Origin of the sequence: Lysobacter solisilvae, from assembly GCF_016613535.2 — a bacterium.
GTDB lineage: Bacteria > Pseudomonadota > Gammaproteobacteria > Xanthomonadales > Xanthomonadaceae > Agrilutibacter > Agrilutibacter solisilvae.
The window spans coordinates 486,057-504,063 of record NZ_CP071518.1 but is presented as its reverse complement, the minus strand read 5'-3'; the positions used below and the strand labels follow the sequence as shown (position 1 = coordinate 504,063).

Annotated in this window: 13 protein-coding genes and 1 pseudogene; 12 read left to right on the top strand and 2 right to left on the bottom strand. The window is 70.1% G+C overall.

What is annotated here, in order from left to right; all coding sequences use genetic code 11:
- Positions 1–8: 8 nt before the first annotated feature.
- Together I8J32_RS17455 and I8J32_RS02235 are read right to left on the bottom strand one after the other, a co-directional pair.
- Positions 9–3,515, bottom strand: a complete 3,507-nt coding sequence (locus I8J32_RS17455; protein WP_284691295.1) for a molybdopterin oxidoreductase family protein — start codon at positions 3,513–3,515, stop codon at positions 9–11.
- A gap of 241 nt (positions 3,516–3,756) precedes the next feature.
- A complete protein-coding gene (locus I8J32_RS02235; RefSeq protein WP_200615461.1) occupies positions 3,757–4,452 on the bottom strand; it encodes a LolA family protein in 696 nt (231 codons plus the stop codon).
- Between the two features lie 115 nt (positions 4,453–4,567).
- Here I8J32_RS02235 and I8J32_RS02230 point away from each other — a divergent pair.
- The 12 genes and pseudogenes from I8J32_RS02230 (at position 4,568) to I8J32_RS02175 (ending at position 17,846) form a co-directional block, all read left to right on the top strand.
- Positions 4,568–5,535: pseudogene (locus I8J32_RS02230) on the top strand (helix-turn-helix transcriptional regulator).
- Positions 5,536–5,573: 38 nt separating this feature from the next.
- Positions 5,574–6,818, top strand: a complete 1,245-nt coding sequence (locus I8J32_RS02225) for a pepsin-like aspartic protease (protein WP_207526735.1) — start codon at positions 5,574–5,576, stop codon at positions 6,816–6,818.
- Complete coding sequence (locus I8J32_RS02220) at positions 6,815–7,474, top strand: GNAT family N-acetyltransferase (protein ID WP_200615466.1); 660 nt, start codon at positions 6,815–6,817, stop codon at positions 7,472–7,474. Before I8J32_RS02225 ends, I8J32_RS02220 begins: the two co-directional genes overlap by 4 nt.
- A gap of 61 nt (positions 7,475–7,535) precedes the next feature.
- Complete coding sequence (locus I8J32_RS02215) at positions 7,536–8,471, top strand: SAM-dependent methyltransferase (protein WP_455423542.1); 936 nt, start codon at positions 7,536–7,538, stop codon at positions 8,469–8,471.
- A 221-nt stretch (positions 8,472–8,692) separates the two neighbouring features.
- Positions 8,693–8,983: a hypothetical protein gene (locus I8J32_RS02210; RefSeq protein ID WP_200615467.1), complete on the top strand. Its 291-nt coding sequence runs from the start codon at positions 8,693–8,695 to the stop codon at positions 8,981–8,983.
- A gap of 25 nt (positions 8,984–9,008) precedes the next feature.
- Positions 9,009–10,781 (top strand): sensor domain-containing diguanylate cyclase, encoded by a 1,773-nt coding sequence (locus tag I8J32_RS02205; RefSeq protein WP_200615469.1) that lies wholly within the window; start codon positions 9,009–9,011, stop codon positions 10,779–10,781.
- Between the two features lie 145 nt (positions 10,782–10,926).
- The gene (locus I8J32_RS02200; protein ID WP_343225248.1) at positions 10,927–11,307 is read left to right on the top strand and encodes a hypothetical protein; all 381 of its coding nucleotides are present in this window, start codon (positions 10,927–10,929) and stop codon (positions 11,305–11,307) included.
- Between the two features lie 120 nt (positions 11,308–11,427).
- Positions 11,428–13,566 (top strand): prolyl oligopeptidase family serine peptidase, encoded by a 2,139-nt coding sequence (locus tag I8J32_RS02195; RefSeq protein ID WP_200615471.1) that lies wholly within the window; start codon positions 11,428–11,430, stop codon positions 13,564–13,566.
- Positions 13,567–13,710: 144 nt separating this feature from the next.
- On the top strand, positions 13,711–15,849 hold the full coding sequence (locus I8J32_RS02190) for a S9 family peptidase (protein ID WP_200615472.1): 2,139 nt from the start codon (positions 13,711–13,713) through the stop codon (positions 15,847–15,849).
- Between the two features lie 167 nt (positions 15,850–16,016).
- Complete coding sequence (lptM, locus tag I8J32_RS17450) at positions 16,017–16,295, top strand: LPS translocon maturation chaperone LptM (RefSeq protein ID WP_245156395.1); 279 nt, start codon at positions 16,017–16,019, stop codon at positions 16,293–16,295.
- Positions 16,296–16,362: 67 nt separating this feature from the next.
- Complete coding sequence (dapF, locus tag I8J32_RS02180; RefSeq protein ID WP_245156470.1) at positions 16,363–17,175, top strand: diaminopimelate epimerase; 813 nt, start codon at positions 16,363–16,365, stop codon at positions 17,173–17,175.
- On the top strand, positions 17,172–17,846 hold the full coding sequence (locus I8J32_RS02175) for a DUF484 family protein (RefSeq protein ID WP_200615475.1): 675 nt from the start codon (positions 17,172–17,174) through the stop codon (positions 17,844–17,846). The genes dapF and I8J32_RS02175 overlap by 4 nt, the downstream gene beginning before the upstream one ends.
- Positions 17,847–18,007 lie beyond the last annotated feature (161 nt).

Genomic DNA, 18,007 nt, shown 5'->3' with positions numbered 1-18,007 from the left:
CTGCGCCATCATCTGCGCCAGCGGCGCGGCATCGCTGCAGGCGGTCTTCGCGGCTTTGGCACCCACACCCAGCGCGTCGTGCGCGCCCGGGTCGTGCAGCGGCGTGGTGAAATCGGTCGCCGCGATCTCGTAGCTGTGCACGCGGTTGAACCACACGCCGCTGGGATCCTTGCCGTACGGCTTCTCGTCGGTGAGCGGGGCGGCATGTCCGCCGGCGTTCCATTCCTTGCAGCCGACCGCGCAGGCATGGCAGCCGACGCAGGTGTCCACAGGTCGATGACCAGGCCCAGCTTCTTCTTCGATGGCGCGGGCAGGGCGGTCATGGCGCGCGCCTGCCCTTGAGCAGCCACAGGCCGGCCAGGAACAGCGCCAGTGCGATCAGCACGGTGGGCGCCAGCGCGGCCAGCAGCCCCGTGCCCGACGCCGTCGTGACCTGCACGCCGATCGGATCGATCGCGCCGATGCCCAGCGCGATGATCAGCGCGAAGCCCGCGGCGACGCATGCATAGCCGGCCAGGATGCGCGGTTTCATGCCTTGGTCTTCCTCTCGCGCGCGGCGCGCGCATGTCGGCGCCGTAGCGCAGGGGTGCATCGTCCGCCCGGCCCATCGCCAGCGGCGCGAACTGCGGCAGGCTCTCGGTGACCGGCGCGGCCGGCGCGATGCGCACGCGCAGGTCGAACCACGCCGCCTGGCCGGTGACCGGGTCGGCGTTGAAGTAGTCGCCGCGCGGGGTGATCTCGGAAATCAGATGGTTGAGCAGGAAGCCCTCGCGGCCTTCCGGCGCGTCTTGGCCCAGGCGCCAGGCGCCCTTGCGCTTGCCGATCGCGTTCCACGTCCAGACCGTGTCGGGCTGCACGTTGCCGGCGAACTTCGCCTGCACGGTGATCGTGCCGTGGTGGGATTCCACCGTGATCCAGTCCTCGTCGGCGATGCCGTGGCGCGCGCCGGTATCCGGGTGCAGGTACAGGTAGTTGCGCGTGGCGATCTGCCGCAGCCACGCGTTCTGCGAACCCCACGCGTGGTACATGAACATCGGCCGCTGGGTCACCGCGCTGAGGGGGAAGGGGTGGCTGGGTTGCGCGTGGCCCTCTCCCCGTCCCTCTCCCGCAAGCGGGCGAGGGGGAGTGATGGCCGTGCGGGATTCGTCGGACACGGCAGGGCGGCGATCGGGTGGATAGTCGGCGGTCTGGCTCGATTCAAAAGGTTCGTACCAGATCGGCAGCGGATCGAAGTACGTCGCCACGCGCTCGCGGTGCTGCGCCGGCGGCTGGTGCTCGCCAAAGCCCAGCGCCGCCAGGCGGAACTTCTGCAGGGTCTCGGAATACAGCTGCAGCGTGATCGGCGCGGTGCCGGCCACGAAGCCCATCTTCTGCGCCCATTCCAGGTAGCCGCGGTTGGCCATCTTGTAATAGCGGGCGTCTTCGGGAATCTCGCTGCGCCAGAAACCACCGGCCTCGATGTAGCGCTGCAGCTGTTCCGGGTTGGGCGCGCCCTTGGCCTCCAGCGTGCCGTCCTCGCCGCGCCAGCCGGCCAGCAGGCCCACGCCGGGGGCGCGTTCGTGGCGGACGATGTAGTCGGCGTAGTCGCGGTAGCGCGCCGAGCCGTCCTCGTTGACCAGGCCGGGCAGGCCCAGCCGCGCGCCCAGTTCAATCAGCACGCTCTGGAAGCCGCGCACGTCGCGCGGACCGCCGCCTTCGCGGCGTGGCTGCGTGGCCGGATCGAGCACGGGGTGGCGGATCGCGTCGATCGCCGCGTCGGCGTCGGAGATCGGCCGGTCCAGCAGCGAGATCGCGTCGAAGCGCTCCAGGTAGGTCGTGTCGGGCAGCACCAGGTCGGCGTAGGCGACCGTCTCGCTGGCATAGGCGTCGGCGTAGATGATCCGCGGGATGCGGTAGTCGCCGGCTTCGTCCTTGTCGGTGAGCATCGCGATCGTCTCGCGGGTGTTCATCGACGAGTTCCAGCCCATGTTCGCCATGAACATCATCAGCGTGTCGATGCGGTAGGGATCGCCCGCCCACGCGTTGCGGATCACGCTGTGCATCATCCCGTGCGCCGAGAGCGGGTAGGCCCACGAGTACGCGTGGTCGATGCGGCGCGGGTTGCCGGCCGCGTCCACCACCAGGTCTTCCGGCGTGTGCACGAAGCCCAGCGGCGCCGCGTCGAGCACGCCATTGGGCTGGCGCGCCTTGCCCGGCCGGTTGGGCGGTGCGATCGGCTTGGGGAAGGGCGGCTGGTAGCGGAACGAACCGGGCGTGTCCACCGCCCCCAGCAGCAGCTGCAGCAGGTGCAGCGCGCGGCAGGTGTGGAAGCCGTTGCTGTGCGCGCTGATGCCGCGCATGGCGTGCATGGCGACGGGGCGGCCGCGCATGGTCTCGTGGCGGCGGCCGTGCGCGTCGGTCCAGGCGATCGGCAGTTCGATCGCCTCGTCGAAAGCGGCCTGCGCGAGCTCGCGCGCGATCCGCGTGATGGTGGCGGCCGGAATGCCGCAGCGCTCGCTCACCGCTTCGGGCGCGTATTGCGGATCCAGGTAGCGCTCGACGACCAGGTGGAACACCGGCACCGCGCGGCGCCCGTCGGGCAGGGTGACCTCGCCGACGACCGCCGGCGAGACGTCGATGGCCTCGGCGTGCGCCGGGGCGGCGGTGGTGCGGTCCCAGCACAGCGGCCGGCCGGCCTCGTCGCGCGCGAACAGGCCGTCGTCATGGCCGTGCGGGTTCTGGACCACCAGCCAGTGCGCATTGGTGTAGCGCACCAGGTAGTCCAGGTCGACGCGGTCGGCCTTGAGCAGTTCGTGGATCAGCGCGAAGGCGAACAGGCCGTCGGTGCCGGGACGGATGCCGATCCATTCATCGGCGATCGCGCCGTAGCCGCTGCGCACCGGGTTGACGGCGACGATCTTGGCGCCATGGCCCTTGAGCTTGCCCAGCCCGAGCTTGATCGGGTTGGAGTCGTGGTCTTCGGCCACGCCCCACAGCATCAGGTACTTCGCGTGCTCCCAGTCGGGCTCGCCGAATTCCCAGAACGAACCGCCCAGCGTGTACAGGCCGCCGGCGGCCATGTTGACCGAGCAGAAGCCGCCATGCGCGGCGTAGTTGATCGTGCCGAACTGCTGCGCCCACCAGCCGGTGAGGGCCTGCGACTGGTCGCGGCCGGTGAAGAAGGCCAGTTCGTCCGGGTTGCGTTCGCGGATCGGCGCCAGCCACGAGGTCGCCAGCGTCAGCGCCTCCTCCCACTCGATCTCGCGGAACTCGCCGCGGCCGCGTTCACCCACGCGCAGCAGCGGCTTGTCCAGCCGCGCGGGCGAGTAGTGCTGCATGATGCCGGCCGACCCCTTCGCGCAGAGCACGCCCTTGTTGACCGGGTGCTCGGGGTTGCCCTGGATGTAGCGGATGCGTCCGTCGGCCAGCCAGACCTTGATGCCGCATCGGCAGGCGCACATGTAGCAGGTCGTGGTCTTGACCTCGTCGCCCGGCGAGGGAGAGGTGTCGATGACGGGCTCGTCGGGCTGGCGCATCCGTGCATTGTGCCGGCTGCGGCGCAGCGCGGCGAGCGGCACCCGTGGGCATGCGTGGAATGATGGCGCGCGGCACGGGTTTGCGCGTCGAGCGGGCCGCCTTGCTGGCGGCTCCTGTCCAGTTCGAAGAGGTGGCGGCCGCCGATCGCGGCTCGCCCCCGGTCCCGTCAGCCGCGGGCATGCTGTCCTGCGGGCGGCGGTCCCGCCGCGCGGCGGCTGACCGGCGCAGCGGCGCCCCCGGCTATTGCGGCGGGTCGATCTTGATCGTGGGATCGTTGAAGCGCGAGTAGCGGATCATCGTCTGGGTGGTCTGGCCGCCGGCCTGGCCGGTCACCGACACCTGCACCGGATACCCGTCGTCACCCACCCACATGGTCGATTCGCTGGGCTCGGGCTGCGTGTTGCGGATCACGAACTTCTGCGCGGCCTTGCCGTCGATGGGTTCGCTGCCCTGGGCGTCGACGGTCATCGTGGCGCGGTGTTCGGCGAAGCGGGCCGAATCGCGGAACTGGCTGGTCTGGCCCGGCGACATCGGCACCTTCATGGTGCGGCCCTGCGCCGACATGTACATGGTGTCGCCGATCACGTACTGGGTGCCCGAAGGCAGGCTCATGCGATAGCGGTCGGGCGCTACGAAGTCCATCTCGAGTGTCATCGCGCGCTCGCCGGCGCGCGTGTCCATGGCAACGTGGTAACTGGTCGCGGCCAGGAAGCGCGCCATGACCTCGTCCACCGCGTCGCGGGGCGACTGGCGCACGCTGCGGGTCGGCGCCGGCGGCGTGGAAGCGGCCGATGCCGGTGCGGCGCTGGCGGCGTCGGGGCCGGAGCTGGTCGGGCCGGAATCGGCCGGCTTGCCCTTGCAGCCCACCAGTGCGACGGCAACGAGCATCGGCAAGGCCGACACCAGGAACAGACCAGGACGCGGAGTTCGGGACATGGCAGCCTTCCGGGGCAGGGACACTGCCCCAGAGTAACGCGCAAAGCCGGGATGGTCCGGCCATCCCGCATTCGCCATACTCCATCGGCCGGGCCCCGCCCCCATAATCCCCGCCATGGAACGCATCGAACGCATCCACGCCCTGCACCGCACCCTGAGCGCCGCGCGCTATCCGGTGACCGTGCAGCGCCTGCAGGAAGACCTGGAGTGTTCGCGCGCCACCGTCTACCGCGACCTGGCCTACCTGCGCGACTACCTGATGGCACCGGTGGTGGGCAACGGCGAGGCCGGCTTCCGCTACGACGCCGACGACACCCGCTTCGAACTGCCCGGGCTGTGGCTGAGCTCGGAAGAGCTGCACGCGCTGCTGGCCGCGCAGCAGTTGCTGATGCGCAGCGGGGGGCGGCGTGCTGTCGTCGGCGCTGGCGCCGCTGCAGCAGCGCATCGAGAAGCTGCTCGACGAACACGCCGGCGGGCGGCGCCTGCCGGTCGAACGCGTGCGGGTGGTCCCGCATCGCACGCGCCGCCTGGACGAAACCGCGTTCCGCATGGTCGCCACCGCGGTGCTGGACCGGCGCCAGCTCGCCTTCGAATACCGCGCCCGCTCCACCGACGAGCGCACGCGCCGCACGGTGTCGCCGCAGCGGCTCACCCACTACCGGGACAACTGGTACCTGGATGCCTGGGACGCCGACCGCGACGGACTGCGCAGCTTCTCGGTGGACCGCATCAGCGCGGCCAAGGTGCTCGAGGACGTCGCCCGCGACGTGCCCGAGGAAGAGCTCGACCGCCAGCTGGCCTCCAGCTACGGCATCTTCTCCGGCACGCCCAAGGGCTGGGCCACGATCGTGTTCAGCCCGAAGGCCGCGCGCTGGGTGGCCGACGAGCACTGGCATTCGCAGCAGCAGGGGGCGCCACCTCGCCGACGGCCGCTATGAGCTGAAGGTGCCCTACAGTTCGGGCCGCGAGCTGCTGATGGACGTCATGCACTACGGCAGCGACGCGGAAATCCTCGAGCCTGCGTCGCTGCGCGAACAGGCCCGCGCGCTGCTGTCGCTGGCACTGGCCAACTACGACCGCTGACGTCCGCGGCGCCCACGTCCAGACCGCGCGCCTCCACCATGGCACCCACCTCGCTGCGGCTCAACACGTCCCTGGCCTTCGCCAAGGGCGCCTACACGGTCACCCTGGAATTCGGCAGCCAGCGCGACAAGGCCAACCTGCTGCTCGACACCGGCAGCAGCACCGTGGTCGTGCTGCCGCGCGCCTACGACCCCGCCCGCGACGCGAGCCTGCAACCCACGACGTGGGCGCAGCAGATCAACTACGGGCAGGGCGGCTGGGCGGGGCCGGTGATGGCCACCGAGCTGGGCCTGGGCGAGGGCATCCACGCGCGTCGCCTGGCGAGCGCGTGCTTCGCGTTCGTGCAGGCGCAGCAGCAGAACTTCCGCGACTACGACGGCCTGTTCGGGCTGGCGTTCGGCGGCCTCAACCATGCGCACGACATGTCCGCGGTGCTGGCGCAGCGCGCCGTCGAGCCCTCGCTGACCTGGCCCTGGCCCTTCGGGCAGGCGGACGGGGACCTGCACGCCCTGGGCCAGCTCGTGCGCGGGCAGCCGCCGGTGAGTGTGACCCCGCTGTTCACCGCGGCCGGGGAAGCGCACGTGGTCACCGACAAGTTCGCCATGCTGATCCGCCGCTCGCTCGTGCACGTGCTCGACGACGAGGCCGCGCTGCACACGCTGGCCGGCGATCCGCTCAACCAGGGCGTGCTGATCCTGGGCGGCGGCGAGGAACACCAGGACCTGTACGAGGGCCCCTTCCGCAACGTGCGCCTGGTCCATGAGCTGTACTACAACGCCAACCTGATCTCGGTGCAGGTCGGCGACCAGCCGCGCATCCCGGTGCCCGCCCTGGCCGCCGACGAGCTCGACCGCGCCGCGAGCAATGCCATCTTCGACACGGGCAGCAGCTTCCTGGTGCTGGAGGCCTCGGTGTACGCGGCGGTGCTGGACGCCTTCGGACGGCATGACGCGAACTTTCCCGGCGTGATCCAGCGGTTCGAGGAAGCCTTCCGCACCGAGTCCGGCCTGCCCAACCGGCTGGTCGACCACCGCGACTGGCCGGATCTGCATTTCCACCTGGAAGGCGAGGACGGCCAGGAAGTCCGGCTGAGCTGCACACCGGGCGACTACTGGCAGGCCAATGCCCTGCACGCCGGCCAGAGCTTCTTCCTGCTGCTGGAACAGCTGCCGGGCTGGCCGCGGCAGAGCATCCTGGGCCTGCCGCTGCTCAGTGGCTGCTACTGCATCTTCGATCGCCGCGGCACCGGCGTGCTGCGCGTTGCACGGGCGCAGGAGGCGTGAGGGCGCGGCCCGAGGGCGTCGCGCTGTCGCCGCCGGGCGCAAGCCGGAACGCGGAGGATCCCGCACTGCCGGAGATGCGGACGGCGCGGCTGCGGTTGCGCCCGCTGGCGGCGGGCGATGAGGCGCTGTACGAACGCATCTACTGCGACCCGGTCCTCATGGCGCAGGTCGCCGATCCCCTGCCTCCGGCCGCTGCCCGCGACTGCTTCACCCGGATCGTGCAGGGCCGCGCGCCGCGCTGGCGCCTGTGGGTGATGCACGAAGCCGCGCAGGACGTCGACATCGGCCTGGCCGCGCTGGTGACGAACGCGCAGCCGCGCAAGGGCGCCGACGTCGGCTCGATGGTGCTGCCGGCCTGGCAGCGTCGCGGCTACACGGTGGAGGCGCTCCGCCAGCTGGCGACGCACGCATTCGAGGTGCTGGGCCTGCCGATGCTGGTTGGACGGCACGCCGCGACCAATGCCGGTTCGATCGCCGTCCTGCGGCGGCTGGGGTTCCGGCCCGTTCCCGTGGAGCCGACCGATCGCTTCGACGCGCGCTTCGACCTTCGCTGGGAGCTGACGGCAGCGGCCTGGCGTGGATACATGGCTGAAGAACTCGCGGCCGAAAAGCATTCGCCTGGACATCATCGCGGCCGGAACCCACCGGGCGCATGAGCAGGCCACCGTTCCGGAACGCCGCCGCACGCGGCGGCAAGCGCACAGGACAACGACGACCATGATGACCGGCACCCTGCAGGACGGCACGCACACGGACAGCATGCAGAAGGACAGCATGCACAAGGACAGCATGCACAAGGACAGCGTGCCCACGCACGGCACGCCGGTCCACCGCGCACCCGATGCCGGCGCGAAGACCGAAGGCAGCCTGGCCTGCGTGGGCCTGGGCATGATGCTGGGGGCGCACATCGGCCCGCGTGCACGCAACTACATCGAGCAGGCGGATGTGGTCTTCGCGGCCGTGTCGGACGCGCTGGTCGAGCTGTGGCTGCAGGACATGCACGGCGACGTGCGCAGCCTGCAGCCCTTCTACGCCGAAGGTAAATCGCGTCACGACACCTATCGGGAGATGGTCGAGGCGATGATGGTCGAAGTCCGTGCCGGCCGGCGCGTGTGCGGCGCGTTCTACGGCCATCCCGGCGTGTTCGCCCAGGTGCCGCACCATGCGGTCGGGCAGGCGCGCAGCGAAGGCTTCCTGGCGCACATGGAGCCGGGCGTGTCGGCGGAGGACTGCCTGTATGCGGACCTGGGCATCGACCCGGGCCGCGTGGGCTGCGCGCATTTCGAAGCCAGCCAGTTCATGTTCTACCAGCGCCGCATCGACCCTTCGGCCTACCTGGTGCTGTGGCAGATCGGCCTGGCGGGCGACCGCAGCCTGCGCCGCTATTCCACCGACGCGCAGCACCGCGCGCTGCTGGTCGACCTGCTGGCCCAGGACTATCCCCGCGACCACGAAGTGATCATCTACGAAGCCGCGACACTGCCGATCACCTCCCCGCGGATGGAGCGCCTGCCGCTGTCGGGGCTGGTCGAGGCCACGCTGCACCTGCAATCGACCCTGGTCATTCCGCCGGCGATGGCGATGCAGCCCAACCAGGCCATGCTCGACCGCATCGCCCGGCTGGACGCGCACCGCGTGCCGGGCGGGGCCTGAGTCGGCGGGCCGCGGCCGCCCACCATCGGCTTCACGCACGGGGCCGCACCGCCGTTCCCGCGCGGTTGCAATTCAACGCTGATCCGATATGGTGCCTTCGGGGAGCCTCGATCGCTGAAGGCAGCACCACGCGTTTTCGCGCGGTCGCCGCGCCGGCCGGTCGTCTGGCCTGGGGGACCACGGAAGATCCGTGGCATTCAACTAAGCAGGGAGAGTGCGCCATGTCTGCAGTGCTCAAGTTTCTGGAAGCCATGGGTCGGACGTCGTCCACGGCAGCGATGTCGGACAGCGAGTACGCGGCCACCGTCGCCCGCCTGGACATCGACGCCGCGCAGCAGCGCGCGCTGCTCGATCGCGACCATGCCGCACTGAACGACCTGCTCGGCGGCCGTGCCACGATGTTCTTCGGGCTGGTGCCCGCCGAGAACGACGAACCGCAGCGCGACGACGGCGAAGGCGAGGGCGAGGGCGAGGCCCCCGAACAGTCGCCGGACACCGACCGCGCGGACTGATCGTCCACTGCAGTTCCACGGGGCCATGTCCGCACGCCTGCTAGGGCTTGCGCTGCTGGCGACCGTCCTGTTGGCGGTGCCGCGGACAGGCGGCGCCGCCAGCCAGTTCGACGTGCTGCTGGACCGCGCGGACGCCGTGCGCAGTTCGGATCCGGCCAGCTTCCAGAAGCGGCTGGCCCAGCTCAACGCGCTGATCGCGCAGGCATCGCCCGCGCAGCGCGACCGGCTGGCCTATCTCAACGCCTATTCGCAGGCCTACGCCGGCCATTTCGACGTCGCCATCGCGCAGGCGCAGCGGCTGATCGAGACGACCGAAGATGTCAGCCTGCAGTACCGGGCGGGCGCCTTGATCGTCAACAGCCACGCGGCCATGCGGCAGTTCGTCGAGGGACTGCGCCAGCTCGAGCAGATGCTGCCGCTGGCCGACAAGGTGGGCGACCCGGACCTGCGCCAGCAGGGCCTGGCCGTCGCCGCCGTGCTCTACAACCAGATCGGGCAGTACGAACTGGGCCTGCGCTACGCCGACCAGATCCTGGCCGCGCCGACCTCCGGGCGGGCCGAATGCTACGCCGGGATGCTCAAGCTGGAAGCCTCGCTGCACCTGGGCGTGCTGGGCGAGGAGGACGCGCCGGTCATGCAGGTCATCGAGCGGTGCCGGGTGCAGCACGAGGCGGTGTGGACCAACCTCAGCCGCGCCATCCTGGCGCGCAAGTGGGCAGCCAGGGGCGAGCGCCGCAAGGCCGCCGCGCTGTTGCAGGAACATGCCGCCGAAGTGGCCGCCACCCGCTATCCGCGGCTGATCGGCGAGATCGAATCGCTGCAGGCGGAATTCATGCTGGCCGAAGGCGACGTGGACGGCGCCGAACGGCACGCCCGGGCCTCGATCGCGCAGAGCTCGGGCATGGCCAACTCGCTGCCGCTGGTCATGGCGCACAGGACCCTCTACGACATCGCCGCGCGCCGCAACGACCCGGTGGCCGCGCTCCATCACTATCGAAACTACGCCGAGAGCGACAAGGCCTACCTCAACGACGTGAAGGCGCGCGAACTGTCCTACCAGATCGTGCGCCAGGAAACGCTGCAGAAGAACCAGCAGATCGAGCTGCTCAACCGCCGCAACGAAGTGCTCGAACTGGAAAAGCGCGTGGACCGGGCCGCGGCACGCAACACGCAGCTGATCGCGGCATTGCTGGCGACGCTGCTGGCCTTCATCGGCTACTTCGCCTACAAGACCAAGCGGATGCAGATGTCGTTCCGCCGCCTGGCCGAAACCGACGCACTCACCGGCATCAGCAACCGCCACCACTTCACCCGCCAGGCGGAGGAGGCGCTGGCCTTCTGCGCGCGCAGCGGCCAGGACGTCGGCCTGATCATGTTCGACCTGGACCACTTCAAGCAGATCAACGATCTGTACGGCCACGTCACCGGGGATTTCGTGCTGCGCCAGGTCGCGCAGGCCTGCCGCGCGTGCTGCCGTCGCAACGACCGCATCGGCCGCATCGGCGGCGAGGAATTCGCGATCCTGCTGATCGGCGCCGACCTGGCCGCCGCCACGCGCATGGCGCAGGTGTGCTGCGAGAAGATCGCCGCGGTCGACACCCAGGGCAGTGGCCACACGTTCGGGGTCAGCGCGAGCTTCGGGGTGACCACGGCGTCGCTGTCCGGATACGACCTCACGCGCCTGCTCTCGCATGCCGACGGGATGCTGTACTGCTCCAAGCGCGAAGGCCGCAACCGCGTCAGCGTGTATTGCGCCGGCCAGCCCGAGGAAGGCGCGGAGCTGGCGCGCACGGCCTGAGTCGGGCGGCCAAACCCGCTGTCGCCGCTGCCGAAGCTGCTGCGGATGCCCGCGTCCGGACGCCCCGGTGGGCCGGCCCCCTGCGCGTCGCAACCCCTGAGATGACGATGGCGGAGGGTAGGGCCACGTCCAACGGAGCCCTGCCATGAACCCTTCAGCCGCGCCTGCCGCTTCCTCCCTGCGTGATGTGCCGCGCTACCTGCTGGCGATCGGCGCGATGCTGGTGCTGCTGCTGCCGGCCGCGCGGGGCTCCAGCGAATGGCTGGGGTGGTGGCCGATGTGGCTGCTGGCGATGCCGGCGACCGCGCTGTGGGCCGTCCACGGGTTCGCGCTACCGGGTGGGTCGGCGCCCGTCGCGGCCCGCCCGTTGTCCGCCCGTCGCCGTGGCCCGCAGGCCCGGCGCCGCGTGCGGCCCGGGCCGCGGCCGGCCTGGTCGAAGGGTGCGGGCTCGAAAGGTGCGGGCTCCAAAGGTGCAGGCTCCAAAGGTGCGGGCCCGCAGGGTGGGGGCTCCAAGGCGCTGGCATGAAGCCGGCTTGGCCGAATCGGGCCGCTGCGGCCAGACCGGCGCATCCATGACCTCGGGCACAGGCAGGGCGGCGGCGACCCTGTGCTAGCGTGACCTCCTTTCCACTCAACCGCGCCGCCCATGCCCGCAACGTTCCAGGCCCCGCGGGGCCACGTGTTGTCCGTCCTCCTCACCGCGGGCCTCGCCGCGATCGCAGGCGCCGCCCATGCCGAGGATGCTGCCAGGATGAAAGACGCCGCCGACCCGTTCGCCTGGCTGGAGGAAGTGGAGGGCAAGGCTCCGCTGGACTGGGTCAAGACCCAGAACGCCCGCACCCAGGCGGCACTGACCACGGCGCCGGGCTTCGGCAAGCTCGAGGCGGACATCCGCGCCGTGCTCGACTCGAACGCGAAGATTCCGGCGGTCGAGAAGATCGGCCCGTACTACTACAACTTCTGGAAGGACGCGCAGCACGAGCGCGGCGTGTGGCGCCGCACCACGCTGGAGGAATACCGCAAGCCCGATCCCCAGTGGGAGACGGTGATCGACCTGGATGCCCTCAACGAAGCCGAAGGCATTGCCGAAGGCAAGCAGTGGGTGTGGCACGGCGCCGATTGCCTCAAGCCCGACTACACGCGCTGCCTGATCGCGCTGTCGCCGGGTGGTTCGGACGCCGACGTCACCCGTGAGTTCGACCTGGGCACGAAGAGCTGGGTGAAGGACGGGTTCCATCGCGCCCAGGCCAAGGGCGGACTGGGCTGGATCGACCGCGACCGCGTCTACGTCTACACCGACTTCGGCCAGGGCACGATGACCTCGTCGGGCTACCCGCGCGTGGTCAAGGAATGGAAGCGCGGCACGCCGATCGAATCGGCACAGGTGGTGTACGAAGGCAAGGCCGATGACATGTACATCGCCGCCTACCGCGATCCCACCGCCGGCTTCGTGCGCGACTTCGTCAGCCGCACCCTGGCCTTCTACAACGACGAGATCTACGTGCGCGGCGCCGACGGCAAGCTGGCCAAGGTCGACGCGCCGAACTCGGCGAGCAAGTCGGTGCACAAGGAATGGCTGCTGCTGGAGCTGCGCGAGCCGCTGCAGGCCGCTGGCACCACCTACGCGGCCGGCAGCCTGATCGCCACCCGCTTCGACGACTTCATGGCCGGCAAGCGCGAGTTCACCGTGCTGTTCGCCCCGACCGAGCGCACCTCGCTGTCCGGCTACTCGTGGACGAAGAACCACCTCGTCCTGAACGTGCTGGAAGACGTCAAGAACCGCATCAGCGTGCTCACCCCCGCCGCCGGCGAGTGGAAGCGCGAAGCCTTCGTCGGCGCGCCCAGCCTGGGCACCGTCAGCGTGGGCGCGGTCGACGCGGACGAGAGCGACGCGGTGTGGATGACCACCACCGACTACCTCACGCCCAGCACGCTGGCGCTGGCCGACATCGGCCAGGCGCCGCAGGTGCTCAAGACCAATCCGACCTTCTTCGACGCCAGCACCCACGTGGCCGAGCAGCACTTCGCCACCAGCCAGGACGGCACCCGCGTGCCGTACTTCCTGGTCCGGCCGAAGAACCTCAAGCTCGATGGCAGCGCCCCGACCCTGCTGTATGGCTACGGCGGCTTCGAGGTTTCGCTGACCCCGGGCTACTCCGGCAGCGTCGGCAAGGGCTGGCTGGAGAAGGGCGGCGTCTACGCCGTGGCCAACATCCGCGGCGGCGGCGAGTACGGTCCGCGCTGGCACCAGGCCGCGCTCAAGGCCAACCGCCACAAGGCCTACGAGGATTTCGCGGCCGTCGCGAAGGATCTCATCGACCGCAAGATCACCTCCACGCCGCACCTGGGCGTGCAGGGCGGCAGCAACGGCGGCCTGCTCACCGGCAACATGCTGACGCAGTACCCGGAGCTGTTCGGCGCCGTCGTCGTACAGGTGCCGCTGCTCGACATGAAGCGCTACAGCCACCTGCTGGCCGGCGCGTCCTGGATGGCCGAATACGGCGACCCGGACACCGCCGACTGGGAGTTCATCCAGCGCTTCTCGCCCTACCACCTGTTCAAGGCCGACCAGAAGTACCCGCCGGTCATCTTCATGACCTCGACCCGCGATGACCGCGTCCATCCCGGCCACGCCCGCAAGATGGCCGCCCGGATGATCGAGGCCGGCAAGAACGTGACCTACTACGAGAACATCGAAGGCGGCCACGGCGGTTCGGCGAACAACGCCCAGGCCGCGCACATGAGCGCGCTGGCCTACACCTTCCTCTGGGAAACCCTGAAGTAAGGCGGCTGGAGTGAAGGCGGCCCGGCCGCCGGACCTCCCTCCGGTGACCTGAACCGGCCGGACCACCGCACGCGGGCGCCCAGGCGCCCGCGTCTGGTTTCAGGCCCCGCGACCCATTGCGCCAACCCCCTGCGGACCCCATCCATGAATCCGACTCTTCCCCTGCTGGCGACGCTGCTGATGACGACCACCTTCTCCCTCCAGGCCGCCGAGCTGCCTGCTCCGCCCGACGTGGCCCGCAAGGCCCATTCGGTGAAGGCGCCGCACGGCGCGCAGCGCAGCGACGAGTACTACTGGCTGCGCGACGACTCGCGCAAGAACGAGGAGATGCTCGGCTACCTGAAGGCGGAGAACGCCTACGCCGACGCGGCACTGGCGCCGCTGCAGCCGCTGAAGACGAAGATCTACGACGAAATCATCGCGCGCATCAAGCAGGACGACAGTTCGGTGCCGTTCCGCGAGCGCGACTACTGGTACCAGACGCGCTACCAGACGGGCCAGGACTATCCCATCCACGTGCGCCACAAGGGCAGCATGGATGCGCCGGAGGAGGTCATGCTCGACGTCAACGCCATGGCCGCCGGCAAGGAGTACTTCAGCGTCGGCGACCACGAGGTCAGCCAGGACAACCAGCTGCTGGCCTGGGCGGAGGACGACGTCGGCCGCCGCCAGTACACGATCCGCTTCAAGAACCTGGCCACCGGCGAGATCCATCCCGACACGGTCACCGGCGTCTCGCCGAACCTGGTCTGGGCCGACGACAACCGCACCCTGTTCTACGTCGAGAACGACCCGGAGACCCTGCTCACCGTGCGCGTCAAGAAGCACGTGCTGGGCACGCCGTCCTCGCAGGACGAGCTGGTCTACGAGGAACACGACGACAGCTTCTACATGGGCGTGTCGCGCACCCGCGACGACAAGTTCATCTGCATCGGCGTGAGCAGCACCGTGTCCGACGAGATGCGCTGCGCACCGGCCGCGGACCCGAAGCAGTTCGTCGTGCTGTCGCCGCGCGAGCGCGATGTCGAGTACGAAGCCGACCACCACGGCGGTCGCTGGGTCATCCGCACCAACGCCCCGAACGGCAAGGGCGTGCCGGCGAAGAACTTCAAGATCGTCACCGCGCCGAGCGGTTCGACTTCGCGTGCCGACTGGGTGGACTGGGTGCCGCACCGCGATGACGTCTACATCGAAGGCTTCGAGCTGTTCGACACCTTCACCGCGATCGCCGAGCGCTCGCAGGGCCTGGAGCGCGTGCGCATGCTGCGCGCGGACGGCAGCGCCCAGTTCGTCGACGCCGACGAGCCGGCCTATTCGATGGGCCTGTCGGTGAACGCCGAACCGGACAGCGAGTGGCTGCGCTACAGCTACACGTCGATGACCACGCCTAACACCACCTACGAGCTCAACACCCGCACCGGCGAGCGCAAGCTGCTCAAGCGCGACCCGGTCCCGGGCTATGACCCGACGCAGTACGTGACCGAGCGCCTGTGGGCAACGGCCCGCGACGGCACCAAGGTGCCGGTGTCGCTGCTGTACAAGAAAGGCTTCAGGAAGGACGGCACCGCGCCGATGCTGCAGTACGCCTACGGCAGCTATGGCAGCTCGATGGACCCGGGCTTCAGCAACGGCGCGATCAGCCTGGTCGACCGTGGCCTGGTATACGCGATCGCGCACATCCGTGGCGGCCAGGAGATGGGCCGGCAGTGGTACGAGGACGGCAAGCTGCTGAAGAAGAAGAACACCTTCACCGACTTCATCGACGTCACCGATTTCCTGGTCAAGGAAGGCTACGCGGCCAAGGACCGGGTCGCCGCCCACGGCGGCAGCGCCGGCGGCCTGCTGATGGGCGCGGTGAGCAACATGGCGCCCGACCGCTATCGGGTGATCCTCACCGAGGTCCCGTTCGTGGACGTGGTGACCACGATGCTCGACGCCAGCATCCCGCTGACCACCAACGAGTACGACGAGTGGGGCAATCCGGAAAAGAAGGAGTACTACGACTACATGCTGTCGTACTCGCCCTACGACAACCTCAAGCCGCAGGCCTATCCGGCGATGTTCGTGTTCACCGGCCTGTGGGATTCGCAGGTGCAGTATTTCGAGCCGGCCAAGTACGTCGCGCGCCTGCGCGACGTGAACACCTCCGACCGCACCGTGCTGTTCCGGACCAACATGGCCGCCGGCCACGGCGGCAAGTCGGGTCGCTTCCGTCGCCACGAGGAACGCGCCGAGCTGTATGCGTTCATGCTCGACCAGCTGGGCGCGACGGAACTGCGATGACTTGCAGGCCCCGTCGTGGCCCGGCCACGACGGGGCGCCGCAGCGAGGGGCCTTTCGAGCCCTGCTGATCGGTCCGCGGGACGACGCCCGGCACGCGATCGCGACCGGGTTCCGCAGTCCGGCCCGCGACGGGTAGAGGCGCGCCGCGCCCCGGCTATACTCGGGCCATGAACGCAATCGTCCGAATCGCACTCACCGCCGCCGTGCTGGCCACCCTGGCTGGCTGCGGCAACAAGGGGCCCCTGGTACTGCCGCCCGCGCCGCCGCCGCTGGATCCGGCCACCGTGCCGGCCACCGATGCGCCGGCCACGCCGGCCGAAAGCGCAGCCGATGCCGCCGCGACCCAGGCCGCCGAAGACCCGGCCCCGACCACGGGCGAAGAACCCACTCCGGCACCTGAAACTCCGGCCCCCGAAACACCGGAAGCCGAGGACGACGGTGGCTGAAGTCCGCGCCGCGGCACGGGCTGCGGCGCCCGCCGACGCGGCGTCGTCGCGCCTGCGCTTCAGCAAGATGCACGGCGCCGGCAACGATTTCGTGGTGATCGACCTGCGCCATGGCCGGCCCGCACCGGCGCCGGCGCTCTGCCGCGCGCTGGCCGACCGCCACACCGGCGTCGGCTGCGACCAGATCCTGACCATCGAAGATCCGCGCAGCCCCCACGCCGTGGCCAGCTACGGCATCTTCAATGCCGACGGTTCCCGCGCCGGCCAGTGCGGCAACGGTGCGCGCTGCGTGGCGGCGTGGCTGGTCCGCGAGGGCGTCGCGCGCGACGCGGTGTTCACCGTCGACAGCCCCGCCGGCGCGCATGAAGTCACGCGCCTGCCCGACGGCACCTACCGGATCGCCATGGGCGTGCCGCGCTGGGCTCCCGAGCAGGTTCCACTACGGGGGTTCACTGCCGCTCAGGAAACCTACCGGCTTGACGTGGACGGACAGTCCGTCGAGTTCGGCGCCGTTTCGATGGGCAACCCGCACGCGGTGATCGAGGTTGCCGATGCAACTTCGGCGCCCGTGCACGCCCTGGGCGCCCGCCTGCAGCGCGACGCCGCATTCCCCGACAGCGTCAACGTGGGCTTCGCCCAGGTCGAATCGCGCGGACGCGTGCGCCTGCGTGTGTACGAGCGTGGCGTCGGCGAAACCCTGGCCTGCGGCAGCGGCGCCTGCGCCGCTGCGGCGGTGCTGATGCGGCGCGACCGCATCGACCGTGACGTCGCCATCGCCCTGCCTGGCGGCGAATTGCGCATCGCCTGGCCGCGAGACGATGCCCCGATCACCATGGCCGGTCCGGCCGCATTCGTATTCGAAGGAGAGTGGATGGCATGAGCGAGATCCAGGAAACCCTTTCCGCGCATGAAGTGGCCGCCTGGCTGCGCCGGCATCCGCAGTTCCTGCGCCAGTTCCCTGACCTCGCCCTGAGCCTGGTGGTGCCGCGCGACGAGGGTCCGGCCGCGTCGCTGGCCAGCTACCAGCTCGACGTGCTGCGCGACAAGAACCGCGAGCTCGCCCGCCGCCTGCAGGACCTGTTCGCCAACGCGCAGGAGAACGAGCGCCTGGCGGTGCGCACGCACCAGCTCACGCTGCAGCTGATGCGCCAGGAGAACGCCGCCGACACGCTGCGGGCGATGGCCGCCAGCCTGGCCGAGGACTTCAACGGCGACCTGGTGCGGGTCGTGCTGTTCGAACCGGTCGCCGGCCTGGAAGAGGCGCCGTGGCTGCAGCACATCGCGGCGGACGATCCGCGCCTGCAGAGCTTCCGCGACTGCCTGGCCGACGGCGAACCGCTGTGCGGCCGGCTGCAGCCGGAGAAGCACGAGGTCCTTTACGGCGACCGCGCGCCGGACGTGCAGTCCACCGCGCTGCTGCCGCTGGGCGGCGTCGGCCTGGTCGCCGTGGGCAGCCTCGACGCCAACCGGTTCTTCCCGGGCATGGGCACGCTGTTCCTGCGCATGATGGGCGAAGCGCTCACTGCCGCGCTGGCGAGGTATGCGCGCTGACCGCGCCACGCAGCAACGCCTTCCTCGGCGCCGGGACAACCGGTGAGCCGCGCCAGCGCCCGTGAAGCCACGCTGCGCGCCAGCGCCGGCGCCATGAGCGAACACGGCAGCGGCGACGCCGCCCGCGACGCCGAACGCGACGCCGAACGCGACGCCGAACG